The 25,708-nt window shown below is 41.9% G+C and carries 22 protein-coding genes and 1 riboswitch; of the genes, 14 read left to right on the plus strand and 8 right to left on the minus strand.

Going from position 1 to position 25,708, the window contains the following annotated elements:
- Positions 1-15 precede the first annotated feature (15 nt).
- A complete protein-coding gene (locus LK416_02095; GenBank protein ID UEA74996.1) occupies positions 16-1,758 on the plus strand; it encodes an alpha/beta hydrolase fold domain-containing protein in 1,743 nt (580 codons plus the stop codon).
- 16 nt (positions 1,759-1,774) lie between these two features.
- On the plus strand, positions 1,775-2,746 hold the full coding sequence (locus LK416_02100; protein ID UEA74997.1) for a glycoside hydrolase family 25 protein: 972 nt from the start codon (positions 1,775-1,777) through the stop codon (positions 2,744-2,746).
- Between the two features lie 175 nt (positions 2,747-2,921).
- Here the strand turns inward: LK416_02100 and LK416_02105 are convergent, their stop codons facing one another.
- Complete coding sequence (locus tag LK416_02105) at positions 2,922-3,755, minus strand: hypothetical protein (protein UEA74998.1); 834 nt, start codon at positions 3,753-3,755, stop codon at positions 2,922-2,924.
- A 222-nt stretch (positions 3,756-3,977) separates the two neighbouring features.
- Between LK416_02105 and LK416_02110 the strand changes: the two genes are divergently transcribed.
- Positions 3,978-5,819 carry a B12-binding domain-containing radical SAM protein gene (locus tag LK416_02110; GenBank protein ID UEA74999.1) on the plus strand — a complete coding sequence of 614 codons (1,842 nt, stop codon included), beginning with the start codon at positions 3,978-3,980 and terminating at the stop codon, positions 5,817-5,819.
- Positions 5,820-6,192: 373 nt separating this feature from the next.
- Here the strand turns inward: LK416_02110 and alr are convergent, their stop codons facing one another.
- Positions 6,193-7,290: an alanine racemase gene (gene alr, locus LK416_02115; GenBank protein UEA75000.1), complete on the minus strand. Its 1,098-nt coding sequence runs from the start codon at positions 7,288-7,290 to the stop codon at positions 6,193-6,195.
- A 283-nt stretch (positions 7,291-7,573) separates the two neighbouring features.
- Here alr and hydE point away from each other — a divergent pair, with 283 nt between their 5' ends.
- Complete coding sequence (gene hydE / locus LK416_02120) at positions 7,574-8,626, plus strand: [FeFe] hydrogenase H-cluster radical SAM maturase HydE (protein ID UEA75001.1); 1,053 nt, start codon at positions 7,574-7,576, stop codon at positions 8,624-8,626.
- Positions 8,627-9,109: 483 nt separating this feature from the next.
- Here the strand turns inward: hydE and thiC are convergent, their stop codons facing one another.
- From thiC to LK416_02135, 3 genes are all read right to left on the minus strand, one after another.
- On the minus strand, positions 9,110-10,420 hold the full coding sequence (thiC, locus tag LK416_02125; protein ID UEA75002.1) for a phosphomethylpyrimidine synthase ThiC: 1,311 nt from the start codon (positions 10,418-10,420) through the stop codon (positions 9,110-9,112).
- A 90-nt stretch (positions 10,421-10,510) separates the two neighbouring features.
- Positions 10,511-10,620, minus strand: a riboswitch (TPP riboswitch).
- Between the two features lie 91 nt (positions 10,621-10,711).
- Entirely contained in the window at positions 10,712-12,055 is a 1,344-nt protein-coding gene (locus LK416_02130) for a threonine/serine exporter family protein (protein UEA75003.1), read from the minus strand.
- Entirely contained in the window at positions 12,039-12,806 is a 768-nt protein-coding gene (locus LK416_02135) for a DUF4866 domain-containing protein (protein ID UEA75004.1), read from the minus strand. The genes LK416_02130 and LK416_02135 overlap by 17 nt, the downstream gene beginning before the upstream one ends.
- A 125-nt stretch (positions 12,807-12,931) precedes the next feature.
- On the opposite strand from LK416_02135, the gene LK416_02140 reads away from it, so the two are divergent.
- The 4 genes from LK416_02140 (at position 12,932) to LK416_02155 (ending at position 15,813) form a co-directional block, all read left to right on the plus strand.
- Positions 12,932-13,855: a LysR family transcriptional regulator gene (locus tag LK416_02140; protein ID UEA75005.1), complete on the plus strand. Its 924-nt coding sequence runs from the start codon at positions 12,932-12,934 to the stop codon at positions 13,853-13,855.
- Complete coding sequence (locus LK416_02145) at positions 13,852-14,184, plus strand: hypothetical protein (protein UEA75006.1); 333 nt, start codon at positions 13,852-13,854, stop codon at positions 14,182-14,184. Before LK416_02140 ends, LK416_02145 begins: the two co-directional genes overlap by 4 nt.
- Before the next feature lie 89 nt (positions 14,185-14,273).
- Positions 14,274-15,197 (plus strand): ketopantoate reductase family protein, encoded by a 924-nt coding sequence (locus LK416_02150; GenBank protein UEA75007.1) that lies wholly within the window; start codon positions 14,274-14,276, stop codon positions 15,195-15,197.
- Between the two features lie 181 nt (positions 15,198-15,378).
- A complete protein-coding gene (locus tag LK416_02155; protein ID UEA75008.1) occupies positions 15,379-15,813 on the plus strand; it encodes an Hsp20/alpha crystallin family protein in 435 nt (144 codons plus the stop codon).
- A gap of 214 nt (positions 15,814-16,027) precedes the next feature.
- Here LK416_02155 and LK416_02160 read toward each other — a convergent pair whose 3' ends face one another.
- Positions 16,028-16,666: a lactate utilization protein gene (locus LK416_02160; protein ID UEA75009.1), complete on the minus strand. Its 639-nt coding sequence runs from the start codon at positions 16,664-16,666 to the stop codon at positions 16,028-16,030.
- 15 nt (positions 16,667-16,681) lie between these two features.
- Complete coding sequence (locus LK416_02165; GenBank protein UEA75010.1) at positions 16,682-17,170, minus strand: hypothetical protein; 489 nt, start codon at positions 17,168-17,170, stop codon at positions 16,682-16,684.
- A 58-nt stretch (positions 17,171-17,228) separates the two neighbouring features.
- On the opposite strand from LK416_02165, the gene LK416_02170 reads away from it, so the two are divergent.
- From LK416_02170 to LK416_02190, 5 genes are all read left to right on the plus strand, one after another.
- Positions 17,229-18,422 carry a serine/threonine protein kinase gene (locus LK416_02170; GenBank protein ID UEA75011.1) on the plus strand — a complete coding sequence of 398 codons (1,194 nt, stop codon included), beginning with the start codon at positions 17,229-17,231 and terminating at the stop codon, positions 18,420-18,422.
- Between the two features lie 157 nt (positions 18,423-18,579).
- On the plus strand, positions 18,580-18,960 hold the full coding sequence (locus LK416_02175) for a hypothetical protein (GenBank protein ID UEA75012.1): 381 nt from the start codon (positions 18,580-18,582) through the stop codon (positions 18,958-18,960).
- A gap of 390 nt (positions 18,961-19,350) precedes the next feature.
- Entirely contained in the window at positions 19,351-20,076 is a 726-nt protein-coding gene (locus tag LK416_02180; protein ID UEA75013.1) for an ATP-binding cassette domain-containing protein, read from the plus strand.
- Between the two features lie 18 nt (positions 20,077-20,094).
- Positions 20,095-21,012 carry a SufD family Fe-S cluster assembly protein gene (locus LK416_02185; GenBank protein ID UEA75014.1) on the plus strand — a complete coding sequence of 306 codons (918 nt, stop codon included), beginning with the start codon at positions 20,095-20,097 and terminating at the stop codon, positions 21,010-21,012.
- Between the two features lie 105 nt (positions 21,013-21,117).
- The gene (locus LK416_02190) at positions 21,118-21,990 is read left to right on the plus strand and encodes a phosphoribosylaminoimidazolesuccinocarboxamide synthase (protein UEA75015.1); all 873 of its coding nucleotides are present in this window, start codon (positions 21,118-21,120) and stop codon (positions 21,988-21,990) included.
- A 356-nt stretch (positions 21,991-22,346) separates the two neighbouring features.
- Here the strand turns inward: LK416_02190 and LK416_02195 are convergent, their stop codons facing one another.
- Positions 22,347-23,909, minus strand: coding sequence for a polysaccharide deacetylase family protein (locus LK416_02195; protein UEA75016.1), 1,563 nt, complete (start codon positions 23,907-23,909; stop codon positions 22,347-22,349).
- Positions 23,910-24,210: 301 nt separating this feature from the next.
- Between LK416_02195 and LK416_02200 the strand changes: the two genes are divergently transcribed.
- Positions 24,211-25,602 carry an MATE family efflux transporter gene (locus LK416_02200; protein ID UEA75854.1) on the plus strand — a complete coding sequence of 464 codons (1,392 nt, stop codon included), beginning with the start codon at positions 24,211-24,213 and terminating at the stop codon, positions 25,600-25,602.
- Positions 25,603-25,708: the final 106 nt, after the last annotated feature.

The following is a 25,708-nucleotide window of genomic DNA, read 5'->3' on the forward strand; positions in this document are numbered from 1 at the left end:
TAAGGAAGAAAGTATATGAGTACACAAAACAGTCTTGTTATCATAAAAGAGAAAATAGAAGGTATCATGCTCGATGATAAACGTATGAAAGCAGATGACATTGCAAAAAAGGTCTTGAAGGGCAGAAAATACGAATGCAGCACTCCTCCAAAGTGGATGCAGGATGAGTTTGAGATCACAAAGGTCGAAGAAAAGCTTGGTGTATGTTATTATGTGAAGCCAAAAGGAAAAGAGGTTAGAAATTTCTTTTTCTATATTCACGGCGGCGGGCATTGCATGGAGATCAATAGAAATCAGTGGGAATTTGTTGCATCCGTCATCGAGAAAAATGGTTACGGTGCGATTGTTCCGATCTATCCATTGACACCGGAGTTCTGTGCACAGGATACATTTGATATGCTGATCGGAGCATATCGTCATCTGACAAAGAAAATGTCAATCGACCGACTGGTAGTAGTCGGAGATTCGACCGGTGGCGGACTTGCGTTATCACTGGCAGTTCTTTCATGGAAAGAAGGTATCAGGAGACCGGATAAACTGATTCTGTTATCTCCGGCGATGGATACTGAATTTATGGATGGTAATATGGCGAACCTAATGATGGATCGAAAGAAGGAGATGCGGAAGTATTATTATCGTCCAGGAATAAAAGAATTTTTGAGAAAATACTGGATCAGGGATTTGTATCATCAAAATGAATATACCTGTCCGGTATACGCAGATCTGACTGATATCTGTGATGAGATTGCCATTTTTACGGTAGAAGATGATCTGTTAAACGGATATGCAAGATATCTGTATGATCGACTAAAGAAACAGCAGATTCGAATCCATTATTTTGAATATTTCGGGATGCCTCATGATTATATCGAGCATCCTCATATTCCTGAGTGCCGTATGATCATCAATCGTATCAGTGACAGTATTAAGGATGAAGCAAAACTCGTAAACCCGGAGATCAAGCGGGCAGTGTGGGCAAGATCCATGGTGGCGGAACGCTATCCAAAGATTTATCAGGATGATGAATCTATTAAGCTCGCAACCAAATTGAATGTTTCCCATAAGGATCTGAATGCGATGTATTCGGAATATGATCGTCTGGTTAAGATGGGAAGAATCGTAGAGATTGACAAACGGGTAAAACAGTTTATTATGAGGTATGCAGATGGGATCATTGTAAATGTCGGGGCGGAACTTGATACCATGTTTTCGCGGATGGATAACGGAAGGATCCGATGGTATAATGTTGATATGCCTGAGACAATGGAACTTCGCCGCAGAATGCTGGAGAGCAAGGATAGGGAGCAGAACATTGGAAAATCTATTTTGGATTTTACTTGGCTTGACAGTGTTAAGAAGAATCAGGGAGAAGCGATATTATTTGTATGCTGTGATGTTACGAAGTATTTTACAACAAAGAAACTACAGGCGTTTCTTGATGCTATATGGCAGCGGTTTCCGGGGGCTGAGGTTTTGTTTGATGTCAAGAATTCTGTTGGCAGAAAGCAGGCAAATCTGAAAGTATTAACAGGAAAGAAGAAAGGCTCGTTTATAAAGGTAAGTATCGATAACTGTACAAGTCTGATGTATGACTGGAATATCAAATACAGAGTGTTATATGACAGAGCGATTCTGAATAAAGAAGATATTACAGATATGTTTTCGGATGATGTGGCAAGACGATATCGCCATGCGATCAGACGAAAATATGATAAAATTATTCAATTGAGACTTGGTACAGAGCGAATCCAATTTTAAACGGCTTGTGGCAGACATGAGAGAAATAGACAGAAAAAAACAACTTGAAAAACGTATGAAATATGCGGTATGCATTATAATTGGTATTATGATCGGTATTATAGCGGGTATCTGTATAGGGGTGGAGCATAATAAGACGACAAGGTCGAAGCCTACGTTATATACAGAAGTAACTTATGGGGTGGAGCTTCCACCGGGTGAACTCGCAAATCTGATCTACGAGAATTACTGGAATTATATCAAGCAGAGTTATATCATCGTCGGTGATGATCGTGAGACCTGCCAGCTCTATAAGATCAGTAGCAAGGTAGCCAGACATAATTATGATCTGGAACGATTTCAGATGGATGATGATGGGTATATGCGTTATTCAGATGATAATATCAAGAAGGCAAAGCTGGGAATCGATGTATCCGGTCATCAGGGAACGATCGACTGGGATCAGGTAAAAGAAGCCGGTATCCAGTTTGCAATGATCCGTCTTGGTTATCGTGGATACACTCAGGGTGGATTGGCATTGGATGATAATTATGTAACGAATATAGAGACTGCACTCGAAAGCAAGATGCCGGTCGGTGTATATTTCTATACACAGGCGGTAAGCTACGAGGAAGGCGTGGAAGAGGCACAGTATGTGCTCAAGAACATTGCTGATTATAAGATCAGTTATCCGGTAGTGATCGATACGGAGAAGATGGAAGCGGACGGCGCCCGTGCCAATGATATCTCAAATGAGGAACGGACGGATGCAATCGTTGGATTCTGCGATACGATCAAGGATGCAGGATATACACCGATGATCTATGCAAACAGGAACTGGTATGCACAGAATCTGGATATGGATCGGCTGGGAGATTATCAGCTGTGGCTGGCACAATATTCCAATGTACCCGATTTCCCATATTTGTTTACCGGCTGGCAGTACACCAGCGAGGGAAGTGTGCCGGGAATCTCCGGCTCGGTGGATATCGATGTCTGGATGAAATAAAGAACTTTAATAATGTGGTTATAGTATAGAATCCATCTGCTTCACAACAATATAGAGCAGATGGATTCTTGTCTATGATAAAAGATAAAATTATAAAATTAAAACATCCATATTTTATAATACAGATAAATGCTGTATATAAAGATATGGATGTTTTTTTATGTGATAAATCGTCTTATTTAATTGTAAAGATTACGTTCTGAACCTTGCCGTTCTTTGACCAGATGGTCAGGGTATGTGTACCCTTTTTCTTAACGACTGTGTTCTTCTTAACTGCTTTGCCGTCCAGTTTCATCTTTACAAGGCTCTTGCTGTTTGATACTGTGATCTTCTTGCCGGCTTTGTATGACTTGTTGTTCTTAACGGCTGTTGTCTTTGCTGTCTTGGTTGTCTTAGCTGTAGAAGCGTAAAGATTCTTTTTCTTTGAAGCATCCTTGATCGTCCATTTTACTGCCTTTGACTTGTTGGACAGTTTACCGTTTGTTGTCTTGATCTTGGACTTCATGGTAACACTGGTCTTCATAAAGAACTGGATGTTTGACAGATCATAATTGTCGTTAGCCTGAAGCTCTGCTGCTTTGCTGGTAAGCCCTGCGATACAAGACATGTTCTTTGCGGCATTATCAGGATCAAAGGTTGCATAGAAGAAATCCTTGGTAAGACATACATTTGTATATCCGGCTTCTTCTAACAGCTTTTCAATATCTGTCATTTTTGCATTTTTTGCAGATGCTGTAAAGGTGTGGTAGGTGATGCCGTTGATTGTCTTTTTGGCATATACAGCTCCTGATCCTTTCAGTTCTTTGATGAGATCTTCTGTTGTGGTTTCACACATGGTTGCAATAGCGGATAACAGTTCATCGTCATAGCCAACCTGAATAGAGAAGTCAGCCTTAGTTGCCGATTTGACTTTTATGGTAGTTGTAGTTTCTGATGCACAACCTGTCATCATAAGACCAAAGATACAGACACATAAAGCCAGTAATAAGTGTTTCATTTTTTTGTTCATAGATACCCTCCTATAATATAATTTTGTCTACAGCCTTAGTCTATCATCCGCGATTTCTAAAGTAAAGGCAAATTCCGGATTTTGTAGCTTAATAAATCTTATCTGTGGTATAATCCTTGAAATAGATAAATAATTTCATATATCGGAAATATGAAAAAAGAGATTATTATGAATGAGCCTGCAAAGATACAGAAAATCATATAGTAGGAGGTCGTGAATTCCTTGAAGTTCTTACTGGCAGCATTAAACACAAAATATATTCATTCAAATCCGGGTATTTATTCCCTGTATTCTTATTCGGTAAAGAGACAGCCGTCTCTTGCAGAATATATCGGGATCGCAGAATATACGATCAACAATCAAAAGGGAGAGATTCTTGCAGATATCTATAAGAGAAGACCGGATGCAGTTGGATTTTCCTGTTATATATGGAATATCGAGATGATCCGTGAGATCATAAAAGAATTGAAGAAGCTCCTTCCGGATACAGATATCTGGGTCGGTGGTCCGGAAGTAACCTATGATGCTGATAAGCTTCTTGCGGAGATGCCGGAGCTTACAGGAGTTATGGTTGGAGAAGGAGAGGCAACCTTTTATGATGTGTTGAGAAGATATCTTGATATTGGAAATATTCATAATACTGGGAAGTCTTATGATATTGGGAATGCCTGTAATACTGGGAATTCCTGTGGTATTGAAAATTTCCGTGATACCGGAAATTTTCGAGATATTGACGGACTGGTGCTTCGGGAAGGAGAAGATATTATTTGTACGAAGCCAAGAGGACTTACCGATCTGTCGGAGCTTCCGTTTCTGTATTATGACTTGGACACTTTTAAAAATAAGATCATTTATTATGAGAGCAGCAGAGGCTGTCCGTTCCGGTGCAGTTATTGTCTGTCGTCGATTGACAAACGGGTTCGTTTCCGCAGTTTTGATCTGGTGAAGAAGGAACTGCAGTTTTTCCTGGATCATCAGGTAAAACAGGTAAAGTTTATAGACCGGACATTTAACTGTTCCCATGAACATGCAATGGAGATCTGGAGGTATATCAATGAACATGACAATGGGATCACAAATTTTCATTTTGAGATCGCAGCAGACATTTTAAATGAGGAAGAATTGGAGCTGGTCAACAGTCTGCGGCCGGGGGCAATACAGATGGAGATCGGAGTACAGTCGACAAATCTGCAGACGATACGGGAGATCGATCGTGTAATGGATGTTGATAAGCTGGCAAAGATCGTTGCCCGGATCCATCAGGGACATAATGTGCATGTGCATCTGGATCTGATCGCGGGGCTTCCGTATGAGGATTATGAATCATTTGCACATTCCTTTAATGATGTATATGCGATGAAGCCGGAGCAGCTTCAGTTAGGTTTTTTAAAGGTACTAAAGGGTTCGAAGATGCATGACAATGCAGAACGGTATGGCTTACAGTATACGAGCTGTCCGCCGTATGAAGTCTTATTTACAAAGTGGATATCTTATGATGAGATCCTGCGATTAAAGCAGATCGAAGAAATGGTAGAGATTTATTATAACAGCTGTCAGTTTGAGAGCACGCTGCCATTCCTGGTGGAAGAATTTGATTCGCCGTTTGATTTTTATGCGAGCCTTGCTTCTTATTATGATGAAAAGGGATATTTTATCCAGACACCGGCGAGAATCTATCGGTATCATGTACTGCTTCATTTTGCAGAAGAACACTTCCCTGAGAAGACAGAACTGATTCGGGAAATGCTGGTATTTGACTTATATCTTCGTGAGAATATGAAGACCCGGCCGGATTTCGCCCCGGAACAGGAGGGTGTGAGAGATTTGTTCCGGGACTTCTACATCCGTGAGGCCAACGACCACAGATACCTTCGGGAAGAAGACTATCATGGCTGTGACTGGAAATCTATGTCCAGAATGACACACATAGAAAAGATTTATTACAACAGAGAGACGGGAAATCGTCTGTCTGAAGTATGCTATATATTATTCGATTACAAACGCCGTGATCCGCTGACCGGGGATGCAAAGTATATGATAGTAACACCTGTCGCATCCATGTGATATAAAGTTTGGCTGCCTTATGTTGTCCGGGCTACTGTTATTCTGCGGGTGTATATGTATCCTGTCTCATGTTGTCCGGGATACTGCCGGTATACTTTGTATGTCTTGTTTTTTTCTATTCGTTGCAAATGTCTGATTCGCTCATGCTCCTGTGCCAACTCGCCTTTCAGGCTCAAACAGGCACCCGCATTCGCTGACAATTTGCATCTCATAACGAAAAAAAGCAAACGACAGTACAAAGTGTACCGGCAGTCGCCCGGACAACATGAGACAGGATACATATACACCCGCGTACCGGCAGTAGCTCAAACAACATGAGACAGGATACATATACACCCGCGTACCGGCAGTCGCCCGGACAACATGAGACAGGTTACATATACACCCGCGGAACAGCGCTGTTGACGAAGATTGGATTGATCGGAAATGTAACCGTATCACCTACCGAGATATTACATCCGGTTGTATCCACGATAACGGAGTTCATACTGATCTGACCTAACACCGGAAGCCGGTAGTCTTTAAAGCTGGCAGCCGGTGTCTTTTTATGGAAAGTGCCTTTTAATTTATAATAAATACGGATCGGAGAGAAGAAATTTGTTCGGGAATCGGTGTGGCGTTCCATTCCAAGCCCATGATAATATCCGGCGGAGATAACGGCTGTCTTTGCATTGTGTGACAGTTTAAAGCTGTGACCATAGCCAATGTTGTGACCGGCCGGCAGTTCATAGATATCGTCCACATAGGCGGACAGATTACAGACCTCACGAAAACCATAATCATTTGGAACCGCAAGTCTGCCAAGAAAAGCAGAACCGATGCGGATGGCATCTAAGTTCATGGAAGGATATTTTATCATCGAAGTTGAAGATGAGATATGACGGATGCCTACCGGGACGCCATCTTTCCGGAGAGCATCACAGAGATGGGTAAAATCCTGAAACTGTTTCTTCACATAGTATTCATTTCTGCAGGCTGCCGCATGAAAATGAGAGAAGATGCCGGTGATTTTTATATGCCTCAGTGATTGAATTGTATTGGCAATCTGTTTTTCATCTGAACATAAGAAGCCGTATCTGCCAAATCCGGTGTCAATGCAGAGATGTGCATGGACTGTCGGATGGTTCATGTAGGCGGCCGTTTCATCGATCACATGCGCACAGTCGGTACTGGTGATGCTGAGCGTGATATCGTGATCAATCGCAGTCGTGATATCTTCTGAGTTATATAATGGAGTCATCAGCAGGATATTTCCCGTGATTCCGTTTCTGCGTAAGGTGACAGCATCTGACAGTTCGGTTACACCATAGTTATCAATACCCTTTGATTGTAAGAACGATGCAAATTTTGTAAGTCCAAGCCCATAAGCGTTCCCCTTTAATACTGCTATGACCTTTGCGCCGTTTGCCAGACGTTTGATGATCCGTATATTGTTATCCAGTGCATTTGTTTTGATTGTAAGAGTTGTCATGTCCTCAAGTTCCTCCGGTTTCATGTAAGTATTTATATTATTGGTCATCTACAGACATATGGTCTGTTGTCGAAACTCGCTGCCCGGGCATGAGCGGTTGTTCATTTATTTGATGTATCTAGCATATATTTGAAATGCATCATTTTTGTATATAAACCGACACAGAAATGCAATATCTTTGAACTTTTTTTGCATCGTTTGTATGCAATCCGGAAAAGTGGATGTTGTATAAGAGAAAAATGTGATAAACTATTTATAAGTAAAAACAGGATGGAAACCGTTTATGCATACACTGATAACAGAGATTCGCGATAAACAGAATATTACAAAAGAACAGCTTCAGCTTCTGCTGGGAACAGACGATCAGGAAATGATCGAAGAATTGATGGTATGTGCCAGAACGGAAGCGCAGAAGGTATATGGAAATAAAGTCTATATGCGTGGACTGATCGAGTTCACAAATTATTGTAAAAATAACTGCATTTATTGTGGAATAAGAAGAGATAACTGCCATGTTGATCGGTACCGGCTGACCAAAGATCAGATTCTTGACTGTTGTCAGAGTGGATATCGGCTCGGTTTTCGGACATTTGTGTTACAAGGAGGCGAAGATCCGTTTTATACAGATGACCAGATCTGTGAGATCGTATCAGAGATCAAACACCAGCATCCGGACTGTGCGATCACATTGTCAATCGGAGAGAAAAGCAGGGAAGCCTATGAGCGGTATTTTGCTGCCGGGGCGGAACGTTATCTGCTTCGTCACGAGACTGCGGATAAGGCACATTATGAGAAGCTTCATCCGAGAGAAATGTCATTTGACAACCGGATCCGGTGCCTGCATGACCTGAAAGAGATCGGTTATCAGACCGGGTGTGGCTTTATGGTCGGTTCACCATATCAGACGGTCGATACGCTATATGAGGATCTCTGTCTGATCAAAGAACTGGAACCGGAAATGTGCGGAATCGGACCTTTTATTCCGCAGGCAGACACACCATTTGGAAAAGAGGCTGCCGGAACACTTGAGATGACCTTACGGCTGCTGTCAATTATCCGTCTGATCCATCCTACTGTGCTGCTTCCTGCGACAACAGCACTTGGCACGATCCATCCGCTTGGCAGGGAGAAGGGGATTCTTGCCGGGGCAAATGTTGTGATGCCGAATCTGTCACCGGTCGGTGTCAGGAAAAAATATCTGTTATATGACAATAAGATCTGCACCGGGGAAGAAGCCTCGGAGTGCTGTGGCTGTATGATGCGGAGAATGCAGGGAATCGGATACGAGGTTGTGGTTGACCGCGGCGACCATCCATCGTATGACAAGAAAAGATGAATGCATATATTGGAGGAATGCAAACACGGGAGAGGCTTTTTAGCTGAAGGTGAAAATATCTCTGTTATTGCAGATTTTATGAAAGAAAGATGTTGGAACACATTCTGATTATTAAGAACTGCATGTTTTACATTCTGCAATAAGACAGCAAATAAAATGGGCGGTTCTCTGTCATTGACTAACTATATATTGACATTAGCGAAGATTTCGTCATGCGATGCACATTGCCAGTAAATACGGGTGCCTGTCTGAGCCGAAGGCGAGTTGGAGTACATTCTGCAATACGACAGCAAATAAAATGGGCGCTATGTTATTGTCGGTTGCTAAATTTTCGTCAGCAGAATACACATTGTCAACGAATGCGGGTGCCTGTTTGAGTCCGAAGGACGAGTTGGCACAGAAGCATGAGTGAATCAGACATGTGTATTCTGGTAGAAAATTTAGTTGCGATAATACATAGCGCCCATTTTATTTGCGTTCGTACTACAGAATGTCGATGTACTCATCGGCGAGAGCCTTGTTCATACTGCGGACAGCACAGAACTTGCCGCACATACTACAGGTATCGGAGTGATCATCCTCCGGCATACGACTGTCGCGGATCGCTTTGGCTGTAGCAGGATCAAGTGCGCAGGCATACTGTGCATCCCAGTCCAGGACACGTCTGGCATCCGCCATCTTATCATCGATATCTCTGGCGCCCGGAATACCCTTTGCAATGTCGGCTGCATGAGCAGCGATCTTCGATGCGATGATACCCTGTTTTACATCATCTACATTTGGAAGTGCAAGATGCTCGGCTGGGGTAACGTAGCATAAGAAAGCAGCTCCGTTCATGGCAGCAACAGCACCACCGATCGCGCTGGTGATATGATCGTAACCGGGAGCGATATCTGTAACCAGAGGCCCGAGAACATAGAATGGGGCACCCATGCATAAGGTCTTCTGAACTTCCATATTTGCAGCGATCTGGTTAAGTGGTACATGACCGGGACCTTCCACCATAACCTGTACATTGTGTGCCCAGGCACGCTTTGTCAGCTCGCCCAGACGTACCAGTTCTTCAATCTGGCATACGTCAGTCGCATCTGCCAGACAGCCCGGACGACATGCATCTCCGAGGGAAATCGTAACATCATATTCCTCACAGATATCTAAAATCTCATCGAAATATTCATAGAACGGGTTTTCCTGACCGGTCATACTCATCCATGCAAATACAAGACTTCCGCCCCGGCTTACGATGTTCATTTTACGTTTATGTTTCTTAATCTGATCGATCGTTTTTCTTGTGATTCCACAGTGTAAGGTTACAAAGTCAACACCATCTTCTGCATGAAGACGGACAACATCGATGAAATCCTTTGCTGTCAGCTCTGCAAGATCACGTTGATAGTGGATGACACTGTCATAGATCGGAACTGTACCGATCATGGCAGGACATTCGCTTGTCAGCTTCTGACGGAATGGCTGTGTATTTCCATGACTGGACAGATCCATGATCGCCTCTGCGCCCATATTAACTGCGCTCATTACTTTTTCCATCTCAATGTTATAGTCCTTGCAGTCTCTGGATACTCCAAGGTTTACGTTGATTTTGGTACGCAGCATACTGCCGACACCTTCAGGATTCAGACAGGTGTGTTTCTTATTAGCACAGATGGCAACCTGTCCCTTTGCAACTAAATCCCTGAGCGCCTCGACAGCCATATGTTCCTTTTTCGCTACGATCTTCATCTCCGGAGTGATGATCCCTTTTCTGGCTGCGTCCATTTGTGTTGTGTAATTTTCCATATTATCCTCCTTATCACAACCAATGTTATTTTACGTGGCAGAAAGTGGTGCTCCCGATCTGCCACAGAGCAATAAAAAAAGATGCCGCAGGGCACCTCTAATACACATCCCTACGTTAGCATTACCTAAATCAGGTTCACAGGTCGAGAACTTCATTCTCCTCTCAGCCGGCTAATTTGTCAGCTCCCTGAATATATAAATATTGGAAATATTATATGCCAGAATACGACATAATTCAATGATAATTTTTCAACATAAAAGATAAATAAGGGCTTGCGTCCGATACATGAATCAGGTGCAGTACCGGAAAGTACGATCTGTCAGGATCCTTGCAAATATCAGACCGAGAGGCAGAGTAATAATGATCATGATCGCAGATGAAAGCCATGAAACAGCCTCTGTTAAAGACATGATACCAAGATTATAGAAAGCACGATAAAGGTAAAGTCCCGGAACCATGATAACGATGGACGGAACGGTCAGAGAGATTCTTGGATATCCGTTATTCCTTTTTATAACGGAGGCAAGAAGACCTGCGGTTAATGCGCCTGCAAATGCGGCAACAGCCGGAGGAGTGCTTGTATAATCGACAAGCTCCAGCCGGAGAGTATTTGCAACTGCTCCGATACAGGCAGCGGTGACAGCCATCGGAATCGAGCTGTTAAACATAATGGAGAAACCGAAGACTCCGCAGAAGCTTGTAATGATCCGCAGGATAAGCTTTGTACCTACAGCCAGATTCAAAGAGGAGAAATCCTGAGGATGAAAATGTAACAGCAATGCCATGATCCAGGCGAACATAGTGGCTACTAAAACTATGATGACAGAGTAGCTCAGACGTTCAAGCCCGGACCGAAGATCCAGTTTAGCCAGGTCAATGCCGCTTGTTATGAATGGAAATCCGGGAATGATAAACAGCATTGAGCAGATATAGCCAGCTTCATGGAGTGCAGATACGTGGAAGAAGATTTCTGCAAGGTGAAAGCAGATGGCATATGTCAGGCATGCGGCTGATATGGATACTGCTATGTTAAAGAAAAGGGTAAAATGGTGCTTGATCATTTTGGTACGGATGACATTTCCAACACCGGCTGCAATAAAAGCCAGGATCATTTCAACAGGACCGCCGCCTAATAGGAAGGTAAATGCACAGCAGGCGAGGGCTGAAGCCAGACCCAGTTTTGCAGGTGAATAAAGTGTATGAATCTTCTCAATCTGATCAAGACGCCGGTGGATTTCCTCACCCGTCAGATGGGCTTCTTCTTTTGGAAAATTATCAACGAATTGTTCCATCCGATAGAGCTTCGAGGTGTTTACACCGGTATTTGCAATGCTCAGAGACTGTGAAACGCAGTCGGTTCCATCAAAACAGTTGAATTCAATGGACATCAATCCGACATCAACGGTGCAGGTTACGCCCAGTTCTTTGGACAGGCGGTTCATGGAAGTACGAACACGCCAGGCACCTGTTCCACAGGAGAGCATAATTAACCCGACCCTTCCAATAACAGAGGCTTTTTCTATCAGCCCCGCCTTGGCGATCAGGACATTGCTATCGTTTTTTACATAATCATGCCATGGAATTTCCATATGGTTTTTTTCCATGATATCTGTATAATTACTGTTCTTTGGCATAGATGATCTCCTCCGCTTTTTCAATATGATGTTCCAGATTCGTCAGGAATAATGAATTTGGAAGGAATATGCCGATTTCATCATATCGGGAATTATTTTTCACCAGAGAATCCTGCCCGTAGAAAATGTAGGACATAGGAAGCTCCTTTTCCAGTGCGATCATAAGATCCCATACAGCAGAATATGCTTCTGCCTCTGTCTCCTTTTGCTTTACAGTATCGGGAAGCTCGCGGATCAACAGTACACCGTCACTTTTTTCCAGAATCTTCTGTTCCGGTTTCATGTCATTTGCGGCATAATCGTGACTGTATCTGTATGCGCGGGCTAGATAGATATTTTTATTGTTTCTAAGTGCCTGATAGATCTTATGAAAATGACGATATTCTTTTTCCCGGATCGAAGTTTTGTATTCAGGAAGCAACTGACCATTGTCATCTGTCATAATAACAGGATTTGTTTTGCCATCTGCGTTGAATCGATATGGGATCAGAAAGGAATTGCGCAGAAGATCAAACAGGGTATTGTTGCAGATCGCCATAAGAAATGCAGACAGATCCCGGTTATGATAGGAATTGAATAGTGCCTGTGCAAATTCTTCTGCCGGAAGTGGTGCGTCGTAAGCATCATCGTTATAGCACAGGTAATTTGCAAATGTTTCCTGTAATTTCTCACATGCCCATGGATCATTCAGGATTTTTTCAAATAAGAAATCTGCTCTTTTTTCTCGTGGAAAAATTGTAGTTTCGTTCATGCTTAACCGACTTCCTTTCTTTTTCTGTTCTGCACAATTATACTATTGGCAAAAAGATAAGTAAAAGATATAATTGATATGACAGACATAATCATTTGATATGATAAAAGAAACGGAGAAGACAGATGAATATTAACTTTGAATATTATAAAATTTTCTATTATGTGGCAAAATATCATAATTTTACAAAGGCTGCGAAGGTTCTGGAAAGTAGCCAGCCAAATGTTACAAGAGCGATGAACTGTCTGGAACAGCAGATGCACAGTACCTTATTTGTAAGAACCAACCGGGGCGTTCAGCTTACACCGGAGGGAGAAAAACTATATATGTATGTGTCGGCAGCTATGCATCAGTTATTAACGGCAGAGGATGAACTGGCGGACTATTCGGGCATGGTACATGGAAGTATATCGATCGGAGCCAGCGAGACAGCGTTAAATATATATTTGTTTGATAAATTAAGGTCGTTTCATACTGCATATCCGGGAATTCGACTGAGAATCTATAATCATTCCACGCCGGAGGCAGTAGATGCAGTAAAGAGCGGTAAGATTGATTTTGCTGTTGTGTCGACACCGGTGGAAGCAGACTCGCCTCTTGAAACCAGAATGTTGAGATCGTTTCGGGAGATTCTGATCGGTGGACAATCCTTTAAAGAGCTGCAGGGAAAGACGTTGTCTTTAAAAGAATTAAAGAATTATCCGTTGATCAGTCTTGGAAGAGAAACGATGACATTTCGATTTTATGAGCGGCTGTTTTTATCGCACGGGATAGAATTTGCACCGGATACGGAGGCTGCGACAACAGATCAGATCCTGCCGCTTGTCTGTTGTGAGCTGGGACTGGCATTTATACCGGAATCCATGGCAGGTGAGGCGCTCGAACGCGGAGAAGTAATACAGGCAGTCCTAAAGGAGAAAATTCCTGACCGGCATATCTGCATGATATATGACAGCCAGCATCCACTGAATACAGCCGCAAGATCATTTCGCAGATTATTGGAAGCAGACTGCGAAAAGGTAAACACCCTCAATCGGGGCATCGATTGAGAACAGAAAACGTCTGGTATGCAGTTATCAAGTTCAACATTCATACATTAAATATCCCACAGGCATATTTGCAGAAGATGTATGACTGTTTTGTGAGGAGGACAGCGGAGGAAGACTGTTGTATTGTTTTGCACGAAAAGGATACTCTGGGTGAGATTAATTCACTTGCATGCGATATTGTATCAGAGTATGAGACAAAAGCAGCAATGTATATGTTTGCCGTGCAGTCACGCATACAATCATTGCTAGTTGCCATAGCCAGAAAATCAGAAAAAATCAATGTTCAGAAACGGGGGAAACAGGATTTTTTGATTGTAGTCATTTTATAAGGACATATAAAAGATGGCGTGGAATCACACCAAAACAGGATAGAATGTTAAACAAAGAATCAATATAGTGGAAAAGAGGAATAAGAAATATGAAGATCAAAAGAATTGCATTGATCGGACTTGGAGCCATGGGTGTATTTTTTGCACCAAGATTATATGAAGCATTTGGAGATGATTTTTATATTATTGCAGGTGGTGAACGTAAAAAACGCCTGGAAAGTAAAGGAGTTACGATCAATGGCGTCAACTACAGATTTCCGATCGTGACACCCGAAGAACAGGGAGAGCCGGCGGACCTGATCCTGATCGGTGTAAAGGGCTATGGATTTGTGCAGGCAATAGAAGATATCCGCCATCAGGTAGGTGAACATACATTGATCCTGTCTTTGCTAAATGGTGTAGACAGTGAGGAACAGTTGATTCAGGCATTTGGCGAAGAACATGTATTATATGCATATATGAGAATGTCCATTGTTATGAAAGATGGAAAAGCAGACTTTGATCCGTACTGGGGCAAGATTCACTTCGGAGAGAAGAAAAATGATGTTCTGTCAGATCGTGTACTTGCTGTAAAAGAAGTATTTGATCATGCCGATATTCCATATGAGATCGATCCGGATATGTTAAAGGGACTCTGGTTTAAATACATGTGCAATATTGGAGAAAATATGACCTGTGCGTTGCTCGGTATCCCATTTGGATTTTTCCGTATCAGCGACAGTGCGAATTGGATCCGTGACAATGCCATGCGGGAAGTGGCTGCGATCGCGCAGAAGAAGGGAATCGATATAGGTGAAAAAGAAATAGCGGAGCAGGATGTTACAGTAAAGACGATTCCACCCGAGAACAAACCATCAACCCTGCAGGATCTGGAAGCAGAGAAGCTGACTGAGGTAGAGATGTTTGCCGGCAATGTCATAAAGATGGGAAAAGAGCTTGGCGTGCCAACTCCGATTAATGAGATGTTCTATCATGGTATCCGCGTAATGGAGGAGAAGTTTACAAAAAGATAATATTTAAATTAGCACTCAATTGTTTACAGTGCTAACAAAAGGTGCTATAAATAATATAAAGCAAGCGTAAAAATAACGAAAAGATATTTTATAATATGTGTCTCTAAATAAAATACAGAAAACGTTGGTAATGTAAAACAGATATAAAACCAGAAATATTAATAGAAATGGGGTAATTAGGATGGATAGACCAAGTATTTTTTCAGATAATTTTGAGATGATGAATGGCTTTTTTGATGATTCCTTCTGGGGCAGCCGTTCCGGACTTCGTACCATGACTACAATGGCAACTGATATATTCGAAACAAAGGACGGATATGAGATAGAGATGGATCTGCCGGGATTTCCAAAGGAGAGCATCAAGGCGGAATTAAAAGGCGGATATCTGACGATCCTTGCAAGTTATGCCGGATCAGATCATGAAGGCAGAGAGGGAAGTTATATCAAGAGGGAACGATATTCCGGTCACTATAAGAGAAGCTTTTATGTTGGTAATAAAGTCAGTGAACAGGATATTAAAGCAAGATTTGCAAATGGCGTTCTTTATGTCTATGTACCAAAATTCGACGACCAGCCGGAAGTAGAAGAAAAGAAGATTATCTCGATAGAAGGATAACGGACAAACTTCAGGGGCTGTTTATTATTATGTAGCAAGCCTGTCCGAGCGCCGGTACTTAGGTTGCGTATTTTGCAACCTTATGTACCGTTGCGTTGATAACTGAGAACTTAGCGAGGTATTGTCGAGGTTAGTTCGAAGTTATACAGAGTAGGATAGAACGAAAGTGTCTTGCGCAATAATAATAAACAGCCCCTGAAATTTGTCTGTTATTCTAAAATCCCAGATTTTCGTTTACAAGAATGACCTTGATACGGCCTTTGTGCTTGGAATAGCGGGTGGTTAAGAACTGGCAGCAGATTGTTTCCGGTGACAGACAGTTTGCACATTCTCCGGTTGTGCTGCAAGGAGTTGAAAGTCCGAAGCGCTGTGCATTGATCGGAGCTGCTTCATTTCTTGCACGGCTTAAAGCATCTTCTTCTGTTCGTACTACCTTGTTCATTCCTGTGATCACGATAACATGGGAAGGACCGTAGACAATGGCAGCCACACGATTTCCATTGCCATCGATATTTACCATTATGCCGTCTTCAGTGATCGCATTGCAGCTTGTTAAGAAGTAGTCTGCAAAGAAACACTCTTTGGAGATCCGGTCTTTTTCTTCCGGTGTTTTTGCCGTATCACGGTTCAGCTCTTTGTAGTTTCCCTCGATAACAGCATCTAAAAGTCCGGTTGCTTTTACGGTCATGGAACCGCCCCAGCCGACAGAGCTTCCTTCCGGGATCAGACTCAGTGCAAGCTCCTTAGCTTCTTCCTTTGTCTGGACATAGAAGCCTTCCATATTTCTGGCAGCCAGCTTGTTTATCATGGCTTTCGCCAGTTTGTCGTTTCTCATGTTTCTAAAAGTATCCATTTGATATACCTCCGTTTATTCAGGAAAATCCAGATTATTTTCCGCAAAGAAATTCATCACTTCAAATGCAGAAGTACAGTTCTGATTGATACATACGATCAGGGCAGCATCCTGTGGAAATTTGGGATACAATACGGCATTTCCGGAGATTGTAAGTGCACGCTGGATCTCTTTCAAATTCATTCCGGCGCATAATGTCAGAAGAACCAGCTTGTATTTTCCGGGATGTGGTTTCCTGCCGTTTAAGATCTGATAAGCATAGCCGCGGTCCAGATTGCTTCGTTTTATGACATCGGCGATCAGAAGTTCCGGGTGATCTTTAAAGAACAGATTAAAATAATCCTGCAGATTGTCACAGGACATATCATCTGCATGAGATGTTATAAAAGATTTAAAATGTATATTTGAATCATCGGTTGATAATTCATTCAGCAGATCTGTTGTTCTGGTCGTTTTCATGATCGATCCTGTATTCTTTCCCTTGATAATTTTTATCAGTACCATATAATATTTATTATACTTGTCGATAATGCAATTTCAAGATAAACAATAGGAAAATGATATGAATTTAGAAATACAAAGTCGTCTGTCCTTTTATCGCAGACTGGAAGAAGTAGAGCATAAAAAGGGAATTTCTCTGGTGCGGCATATAGAGACCGGACAGATTTATGTGGAAAAAATTCTGACGCAATATGACAAATCTATATATGATTGGCTACAGCAATCAAAACTCCCTTACGTTCCACAGATTTATGAATGTATGGAAGAGGATGGTACGTTATATCTGATCGAAGAATACATACAGGGGATCACGTTGGAAACATATATTGAACAATTTGGATGCCTGGATTTGGATGCTGCCGGCAGGGTGATCGAATATCTTTGCCGGACATTAGAAAAACTGCACAGTCATATACCGCCGATCGTACACCGGGATATCAAGCCGACAAATGTAATGCTTCAGGGAGATTTCAAAAAGGGGCAGGGAATCGTATCTGTATATCTGATCGATTTCAATACCGCAAGAGTTTTTGACGCAGAGAGAAATCGGGATACCGAGCTGATCGGTACAAGAGGATTTGCAGCACCGGAGCAATACGGTTTTTTGCAGTCAGATGCGCGGACGGATATCTATGGACTTGGCGTATTATTAAATTATATGTTGTGTGGAAAATTAATCCGGGACGGAATCTATGAAGATTATCCGGAAGTGTCACAGATAATCAGAAAAGCAACCCAGATCGATCCGGAGAAACGATATCAGACAGCAGAGGAAATGATGCAAGCTGTTTATCAGAGTATGTGTTTCGATACATATACGGATAAAGAGTCGTTGAATGATAAAACGGTTACAGTTGAAACATCTGCTATATCAGATCCTTATGAGCGTAAAGGGAAAATCCGCCCTGCATGGACTCGTTTTCTGCCGCCGGGATTTCGGGAAGGGAAAGTCCTGAATATGGTTGTTGCAGCCATTTATTATATATTTTGGATATATTTCTGTCTGACAGTAGAAGTAAAAGATCATGGAGAACCGCTCTCCGGAACTTGGTTATATGTAAATCGCTTTGTATATTTTATGATGTTTATTATTACTCCGTTTTTTTGGAATAATTATCTGGACGTTTGGAATTATTTTCCGCTTGTACGTTCACCGAAGAAGATATGGAAGCTGGTTGGATTATTTTTATATACAGTGGCATGGTTTTTCTTAGTAGTGTTTGTATTCGTTATAGTAGAAGATATATTCCGATAGTGTGCTGACAGCACACCAGCTCTTTCTGATAATTTTATAAGATAGAATATGCAGTGGTTGTAATTATATCAAAATACCCTGAATGATGACTGATGCCGGGGGATTTTAATATAATAGCAAGAACACTTATAACAGCAGAAAGAGGAGAGAATTTATTATGGAAAAGACAAAGCAACCTTTATCAACATTCAGACTCGTAGCAGGGATCATAACAATCGTGTTATCAGTCTTAGTAACATTTCAGTCCTGTGCGGCAGGATTATCAAATGCACTGGAAGAAAACGGGGAATCCGGAGGCTCTGCAGGTGTATTACTTGCAGTTTGTTTCCTTGTTGCAGGAATCGTTGGAATTGTAACCAGAAAGTCAACCGGAGCAGGCGGCGCATTCACAAGTGCAGGCTTCTACATAGTCGGCGGATTGATCGGCCTTATATGTGCAGGTTCCTATGCCGATTTGGTAATCTGGGGCGTTATCTCCGTAGCATTTGGTGTTATATTCATAATCGCAGGCGTATTAACAAAGAAGAGAAATTCTTAATTTATATAAAACACCTATAAAAAATAAGTCTATCTGGTTGTGTGGGGGGTATGACTGTATTCACCCTATATGACTTACTGCGGTTTCTGTTCTCTGCACATGTCTGATCCGTAAATACTCCTGTGCCAACTCGCCTTCGGCTCAGACAGGCACTCGTATTTACTGACAATGTGCAGCTCACAACGAAATCCTCATAAATGTCATATAGGGTGAATACAGTCATACCCCCCACACAACCGGATGGACTTATTTTTAATTATAGGAAGAAAAACTACGCATACTTCCGCCGGAAACTGGAAAAAATACTAAAAGAATATTGGAATATAGGGGATTTTAGGATATACTATAAAACAGTGTGTTTAAAAAAATACAAACAGCGATGGAGGAACTATGTTAGAGTTAAAAAACATCTCATATATTGTAAATGAGGATGGAAAAGAGAAAGCAATATTAAAAGACATTGACCTTACAGTAGACGAACATTTCGTAGCAATTACCGGACCTAACGGTGGCGGTAAATCAACACTTGCAAAGATCATAGCAGGAATCATCAGACCGACGACCGGACAGATTCTTTTAGATGGCGAAGATATTTCAGAGCTGAATATAACAGAACGTGCAAAGAAAGGAATCAGCTATGCATTTCAGCAGCCGGTTCATTTTAAAGGGCTTACCGTAAAAGATCTGGTATCTATAGCATCCGGCAAAACGATGAATGTTTCACAGATCTGTGAGATCCTTTCCGAAGTCGGTTTATGTGCAAGAGATTATGTGAACCGTGAAGTAAATGCAAGTCTTTCCGGTGGTGAGTTAAAACGTATCGAGATCGCAATGATCATTGCAAGAGGTACGAAGCTGTCATTATTTGATGAGCCGGAGGCAGGCATCGATCTGTGGAGCTTCAACAGTCTGATCAAGGTATTTGAGAAGATGCGGGAGGAGATCAACGGAACAATCCTGATCATTTCCCACCAGGAGCGAATCCTTAATATAGCAGATAAGATTGTTGTGATCGCAAATGGTCATGTTGATGCAATCGGAAGCAGAGATGCGATCATGCCAAGACTGACCGGTGAATCAGCCACCTGCAAGGTGCTGGAAGAAAAACAGAAATAAGTTGTGAGGTAACAGAACATGGATTTAATTCAGAAGAGTTTATTGCAGCAGGTAGCAGGACTTCATGATGTACCGGAGGGCGCATTTAACATTCGTGTCAACGGACAGCTTGACAGTAGAAATACAACTGCAAATATAGATATTGTAACAAAAGAGGATAAACCGGGAATCGATATCATCATTAAACCGGGAACAAAAAATGAGAGTGTGCACATCCCTGTTCTTTTGAGTAAGAGCGGTCTGCAGGATATGGTATACAATGATTTCTATATCGGAGAGGACTGCGATGTTACGATCGTAGCCGGATGTGGTATTCATAATTGTGGTGTGGATACCTCCAAGCATGACGGTATCCATACATTTTATATCGGAAAAAATGCAAAGGTAAAATACATCGAACGTCACTATGGTGAGGGAGATGGAAATGGCGAGAATATCATGAATCCTGAAACCATCGTGCATTTAGAGGAAGGCGCATCGATGGAGATGGAGACAACCCAGATCAAGGGAATTGATTCGACCGTCAGAAAGACCAGCGGTGATCTAAAGGACAACGCATCCTTAGAGATCCGCGAGAAGATAATGACACATGGGAAGCAGTATGCAAAGACTGATTTTGATGTAGATTTAAACGGAAAAGGCTGCAGTGCAAATGTAGTATCCAGATCGGTTGCAAGAGATCAGTCCAGACAGGAATTCTATTCTACGATCAATGGCAATAATGAATGTAAGGGTCACAGTGAATGTGATGCGATCATTATGGATAGTGCAAGCGTATCGGCAAGTCCGAAGCTGACGGCAAATAACATTGATGCAAACCTGATCCATGAGGCAGCGATCGGCAAGATCGCAGGCGAGCAGCTGATCAAGCTGATGACACTTGGGTTGACAGAGGCAGAAGCGGAAGAGCAGATTATCAATGGATTTTTAAAATAAAAACGTTTACAATAAATCATATAACCTATTTGACATTAAAGGTAGATAGTGATAGTTTGTAAGAGTAAAAAATACAAATCATAAAATCATAGCGAGGTATCAAAAATGCAGGAAATGAAACCGATTAAAGAGGGTAAAGTACGTGAGATTTATGATAATGGTGACAGCCTTATCATGGTAGCAACAGACCGTATCAGTTGTTTTGATGTCATTTTAAAGAATATCGTTACAAAGAAGGGTACAGTCCTGACACAGATGTCCAAATTCTGGTTCGATATGACAGAAGATATTCTTCCAAACCATATGATCTCGGTTGACGTAAAGGATATGCCTGAATTTTTCCGGCAGGAGAAATTTGACGGAAACAGTATGATGTGCAAGAAGTTGGAAATGCTCCCTGTTGAGTGTATCGTTCGTGGTTATATCACAGGAAGTGGCTGGGCAAGCTACAAAGAAAACGGTACAGTATGCGGTATCAAGCTTCCGGAAGGATTAAAAGAATCCGATAAGCTTCCGGAACCGATCTACACACCTTCCACAAAGGCAGAGATCGGAGATCATGATGAGAATATCTCATACGAGCAGAGTGTTGAATATCTGGAAAAGAGATTTCCTGGCAAGGGCGAAGAATATGGCGCAAAGCTTCGTGACTATACAATCGCTTTATATAAGAAGTGTGCAGAATATGCATTATCAAGAGGTATCATCATAGCAGATACCAAGTTCGAGTTTGGTCTGGATGAGAATGGCAATATTGTTCTCGGTGATGAGATGCTCACACCGGACAGCTCCCGTTTCTGGCCTGCTGAAGGATATGAACCGGGACATGGTCAGCCATCCTTTGATAAGCAGTTTGCGCGTGACTGGTTAAAGGCAAATCCGGATAACAACTGGGAGCTTCCTGATGAGATCGTTCAGAAGACAATTGACAAATATCTTCAGGCATATGAGCTTCTCACAGGCAAGCCTTTAAAGTAATAGGAAAGTAATAGAATAGCACTTAATTTTATTAGGCGGTGTAGGTACGAAGTATTGTATTTATACCGCCTGAATTAATTTTCTGAATATTTGACAAAATGCCTGTAAAATCTGACAATTATGGGTTGACGCTTAAAAAATGGCATGCTATAGTCAGCTCATAAGAAATACAACAGATAAAAAATTACCAGGGGTTTTATGGTGATTATAATAAAAAGATGGAATCTTATTACAATGGGGTGGTAAGATTCCATCTTATTTTTTTGCGTTGTCAGGGAGATTCTCATTATAAGAAATCTCATTCTGTAAAGCGGAAATATGTCTGGGAGCTTGTTTCAGGACAAGGCTCCTGTGTATTATCTGAATGAATTATATGTCTCTCCGGCTTTCATTGTTATACCGCGAAGCTCAGCCATTTCGCTGATGGTTACAAGCTGATAACCATTTTTGATCAGTCTCGGAATAAATGTCTTTGATGCAATAGCTGTTGATTCATGCAGATCATGAACTAAGATGACAGCACCGTCATAAGCCCCATCTACTACTCTTGTGATCGTTGTAGGAGTACTTCTTGTTTCCCAGTCTCTGGTATCGACCGACCACAGGATCATCGGAAGCCCAACATTCTTTCGTACAGTTTCGTTAATACAGCCACCGGGTGGACGCATCAGTGTAGGTGCTACACCGATTGCACGGACAATGGCGTCTGATCCTTTTTTGATCTCATCTTTGATGCCGGCTGCCGATAATTGGTTGAGCCATGCATGGTCATAAGTATGAGTACCAATCTCGCAGCCCAGGTTATATGCCCGTTTTACATAGGATGGATAAGCAGGAACACGGTTGCCGACAACGAAGAAGGTTGCAACGGCATCATATTTTTCCAGAGTATTCAGTACGATAGGAGTATAAGGAGATGGTCCATCGTCAAATGTCAGAGCTACCATTTTCTTATTTCCATCTACGGTACGGTAGATAGCACCATTTTTATCTGTGTAGTACAGACAGTTACCGATTCTGAATTTTCCGGTTTCAATCACTCCGGATGCATCGGCATAGTACCATTTGTTACCTGTCTTGAATTTTCCGGTCTGGATCACGCCTACTGCATTTGCATAGTAGGTAGAATTTCCAATCTTAAACAGTCCGGTTTTAAGGACACCTGAATTAGTTGCATAGTATGTGTTATGACCGATTTTGAATTTGCCGGTTCGTATTACGCCTTTATCAGTAGCATAGTATCTTTTGTTACCGACTTTGAATGCTCCGGTTTTGATCGCACCTTTTTCTGTTGCATAGTATAGTTTATTATTGATTTTGAACTTTCCGGTGTATACATGACCGTTTTTTTTGAAATAATACCAGTGCTTTTTTATCTTGTGTTTTCCGGTATAAGCAGCACCGCTTTTTCCGAAATACATACGGGAATTTTTCGGAGTGATCTTCCAACCGGTCTTGATAACACCGCTGGTTGTTCCGGTATAATATCGTTTGCCTGTTTTGTAATCCTTACAGAAGCCTTTTAGCATGCAGCCCTTATCTGAAAAGATATAAGTCTTTTTGTTTATTGTCTTTTTTCCGGTAACTGCGGTTCCGTTCTTTTTCAGATAATATTTATTACCTGCCTTTGTCGTGTACCAACCGTTTGTCACCATGACTCCGGTTGCAGGATTAAAGCAGTATGTATATTCCCCTATGTATTGTCTCCCCTTTAAGGATTTTCCATTTACATAATAGTGTGTACCGTCTGCTTCCTTCATAAATCCGTTTTTTACAACAGGAATTTCTTCTGCAGAATCCGGAGTGACAGGAGCTGCTTTACTGACCGATGGATGACAGAAGAGAAGTGTAGCCGAGATAAGTAACAGCGACAGAATCAGAAATCTGAATCTGTGCCATTTTTGTAAATTGCATTTCATTCGTATTCCTCCTTTTTATTCAGATACGATAAGCCGTATCTGATGCGCAAGCAACATACTAACACAAATAATTTAGCGTTTCCATAGAAAAAGTCCTTAAATATCGGTAAAAAGTGCATAACATGTTTTTGTAATGTTCTTCTAACAGAATGGTAACAGAATATCAATAAAAAGCCTATTTTAGAAAACATAAGCAGATAAAGATAATGCTGATAAAGACGCAAATACAGAAAAGATATAACTTGCATGTAAAATGTGAGATGAGTATAATTCATTATTGGATAAAAAAGAAAGCAGGAATATTGTGTTTAAACATAAGAAAAAACGGGATACAAGTACATATTTATTTTCAAATAAAGATCTGGTCAGATTATATGTGCCATTGATCATTGAACAGATGCTTGCGATGTTAGTCGGACTTGCGGATTCGATCATGGTATCTTCGGTAGGGGAATCGGCTGTTTCGGGTGTATCGCTGGTAGACAGTTGTTTTCAGTTGATCATCAACCTCTTTGCAGCACTTGCGACTGGGGGTGCGGTTACGGTCGGACAGTATCTGGGACAGAAGAATAAAGAAAAGGCGGGAGAGGCAGCTACACAGCTCATATGGTTTTCGTTGATCCTGTCGCTCGGAGTCATGACGCTAATGTATGCAGGCAAGGGATTGATCCTAAATCATGTGTTTGGTCAGATCGAAGCAGATGTATATGGTCATGCAGATACTTATATGATGATCGTAAACGCATCGATTCCGTTTCTGGCACTTTATAATGCCGGTGCGGCTATTTTCCGTTCCATCGGTAATTCTAATATATCCATGCGGGTATCTCTGATCATGAACGGGATCAATGTAGCGGGAAATGCCATTTTGATCTATGCATGCAAATGCGGAACGGAAGGCGTTGCGATTCCTACCCTGGTTTCCAGACTTGCGGCAGCGGTTATTATGATCATATTGCTGATTCCGAAGAAAAGTGCACAGGCGAAGCAGGACAGTACACGTATTTATATAAAGAAAAGTCTGCATTATCGGGCAAACTGGCATATGTTAAAAAGCATTCTGTTGGTAGGTATTCCAAACGGACTGGAAAACAGTATGTTCCAGCTTGGTAAGATCCTTGTGCTCAGCCTTGTCTCAACATTTGGCACATATGCGATCGCTGCAAATGCAGTCGGTAATGTAATTGCCGGATTCCAGTTGATGGCGGGTATGGCGGCATCCCTTGCCATGGTCACAGTAGTATCAAGATGCGTGGGAGCAGGAGATTACGAGCAGGCAAAATATTATACGATCAAAGTTCTGACCATGGCATATATATGTATCATAGTTACGGTATTGTTTACATTTGCGGTTCTTCCTCTGGTCATGAAAGCGTATGGACTATCTTACGAAGCGCAGTCTGCTGCCGAGAAGATCCTGATGCTTCATGGTATCGCGGCATCTACGATCTGGCCGGTAGCATTTACGCTTCCATGTACATTCCGTGCAGCCGGTGATGTTAAGTATAGTATGATCGTTTCCATTTGTACGATGTGGATCTGTCGTATCGTGTTCAGTTATGTGCTCGGCAAATATATGGGTATGGGTGTATTCGGTGTCTGGGTCGCTATGATCATGGATCAGTTCGTACGTGGCGTGCTGTTCATCCGGCGGTACCTGAGCGGCAGATGGATCGGCAAAAAGGTAATCTGACCGTATGCGGCATAATATGAGTAAGTTCGTAGAAAAAGTAGAATTTTTCAGATGACAGATGACTGCTTGGTATGCTATATTAGAAAAGTGTTTGTTCTATGAGAGA

This window comes from Lachnospiraceae bacterium GAM79, assembly GCA_020735665.1.
In the GTDB taxonomy this organism is placed as follows: Bacteria; Bacillota; Clostridia; order Lachnospirales; family Lachnospiraceae; genus Coprococcus.

What these genes read in the sequence shown, in the direction of transcription:
- LK416_02095 (UEA74996.1), top strand. Translation starts at nt 16, where the DNA reads ATGAGTACACAAAACAGTCTTGTTATCATAAAAGAGAAAATAGAAGGT.
- LK416_02100 (UEA74997.1), top strand. Translation starts at nt 1,775, where the DNA reads ATGAGAGAAATAGACAGAAAAAAACAACTTGAAAAACGTATGAAATAT.
- LK416_02105 (UEA74998.1), bottom strand. Translation starts at nt 3,755, where the DNA reads ATGAACAAAAAAATGAAACACTTATTACTGGCTTTATGTGTCTGTATC.
- alr (UEA75000.1), bottom strand. Translation starts at nt 7,290, where the DNA reads ATGACAACTCTTACAATCAAAACAAATGCACTGGATAACAATATACGG.
- hydE (UEA75001.1), top strand. Translation starts at nt 7,574, where the DNA reads ATGCATACACTGATAACAGAGATTCGCGATAAACAGAATATTACAAAA.
- thiC (UEA75002.1), bottom strand. Translation starts at nt 10,420, where the DNA reads ATGGAAAATTACACAACACAAATGGACGCAGCCAGAAAAGGGATCATC.
- LK416_02130 (UEA75003.1), bottom strand. Translation starts at nt 12,055, where the DNA reads ATGCCAAAGAACAGTAATTATACAGATATCATGGAAAAAAACCATATG.
- LK416_02135 (UEA75004.1), bottom strand. Translation starts at nt 12,806, where the DNA reads ATGAACGAAACTACAATTTTTCCACGAGAAAAAAGAGCAGATTTCTTA.
- LK416_02140 (UEA75005.1), top strand. Translation starts at nt 12,932, where the DNA reads ATGAATATTAACTTTGAATATTATAAAATTTTCTATTATGTGGCAAAA.
- LK416_02150 (UEA75007.1), top strand. Translation starts at nt 14,274, where the DNA reads ATGAAGATCAAAAGAATTGCATTGATCGGACTTGGAGCCATGGGTGTA.
- LK416_02155 (UEA75008.1), top strand. Translation starts at nt 15,379, where the DNA reads ATGGATAGACCAAGTATTTTTTCAGATAATTTTGAGATGATGAATGGC.
- LK416_02160 (UEA75009.1), bottom strand. Translation starts at nt 16,666, where the DNA reads ATGGATACTTTTAGAAACATGAGAAACGACAAACTGGCGAAAGCCATG.
- LK416_02165 (UEA75010.1), bottom strand. Translation starts at nt 17,170, where the DNA reads ATGGTACTGATAAAAATTATCAAGGGAAAGAATACAGGATCGATCATG.
- LK416_02170 (UEA75011.1), top strand. Translation starts at nt 17,229, where the DNA reads ATGAATTTAGAAATACAAAGTCGTCTGTCCTTTTATCGCAGACTGGAA.
- LK416_02175 (UEA75012.1), top strand. Translation starts at nt 18,580, where the DNA reads ATGGAAAAGACAAAGCAACCTTTATCAACATTCAGACTCGTAGCAGGG.
- LK416_02180 (UEA75013.1), top strand. Translation starts at nt 19,351, where the DNA reads ATGTTAGAGTTAAAAAACATCTCATATATTGTAAATGAGGATGGAAAA.
- LK416_02185 (UEA75014.1), top strand. Translation starts at nt 20,095, where the DNA reads ATGGATTTAATTCAGAAGAGTTTATTGCAGCAGGTAGCAGGACTTCAT.
- LK416_02190 (UEA75015.1), top strand. Translation starts at nt 21,118, where the DNA reads ATGCAGGAAATGAAACCGATTAAAGAGGGTAAAGTACGTGAGATTTAT.
- LK416_02195 (UEA75016.1), bottom strand. Translation starts at nt 23,909, where the DNA reads ATGAAATGCAATTTACAAAAATGGCACAGATTCAGATTTCTGATTCTG.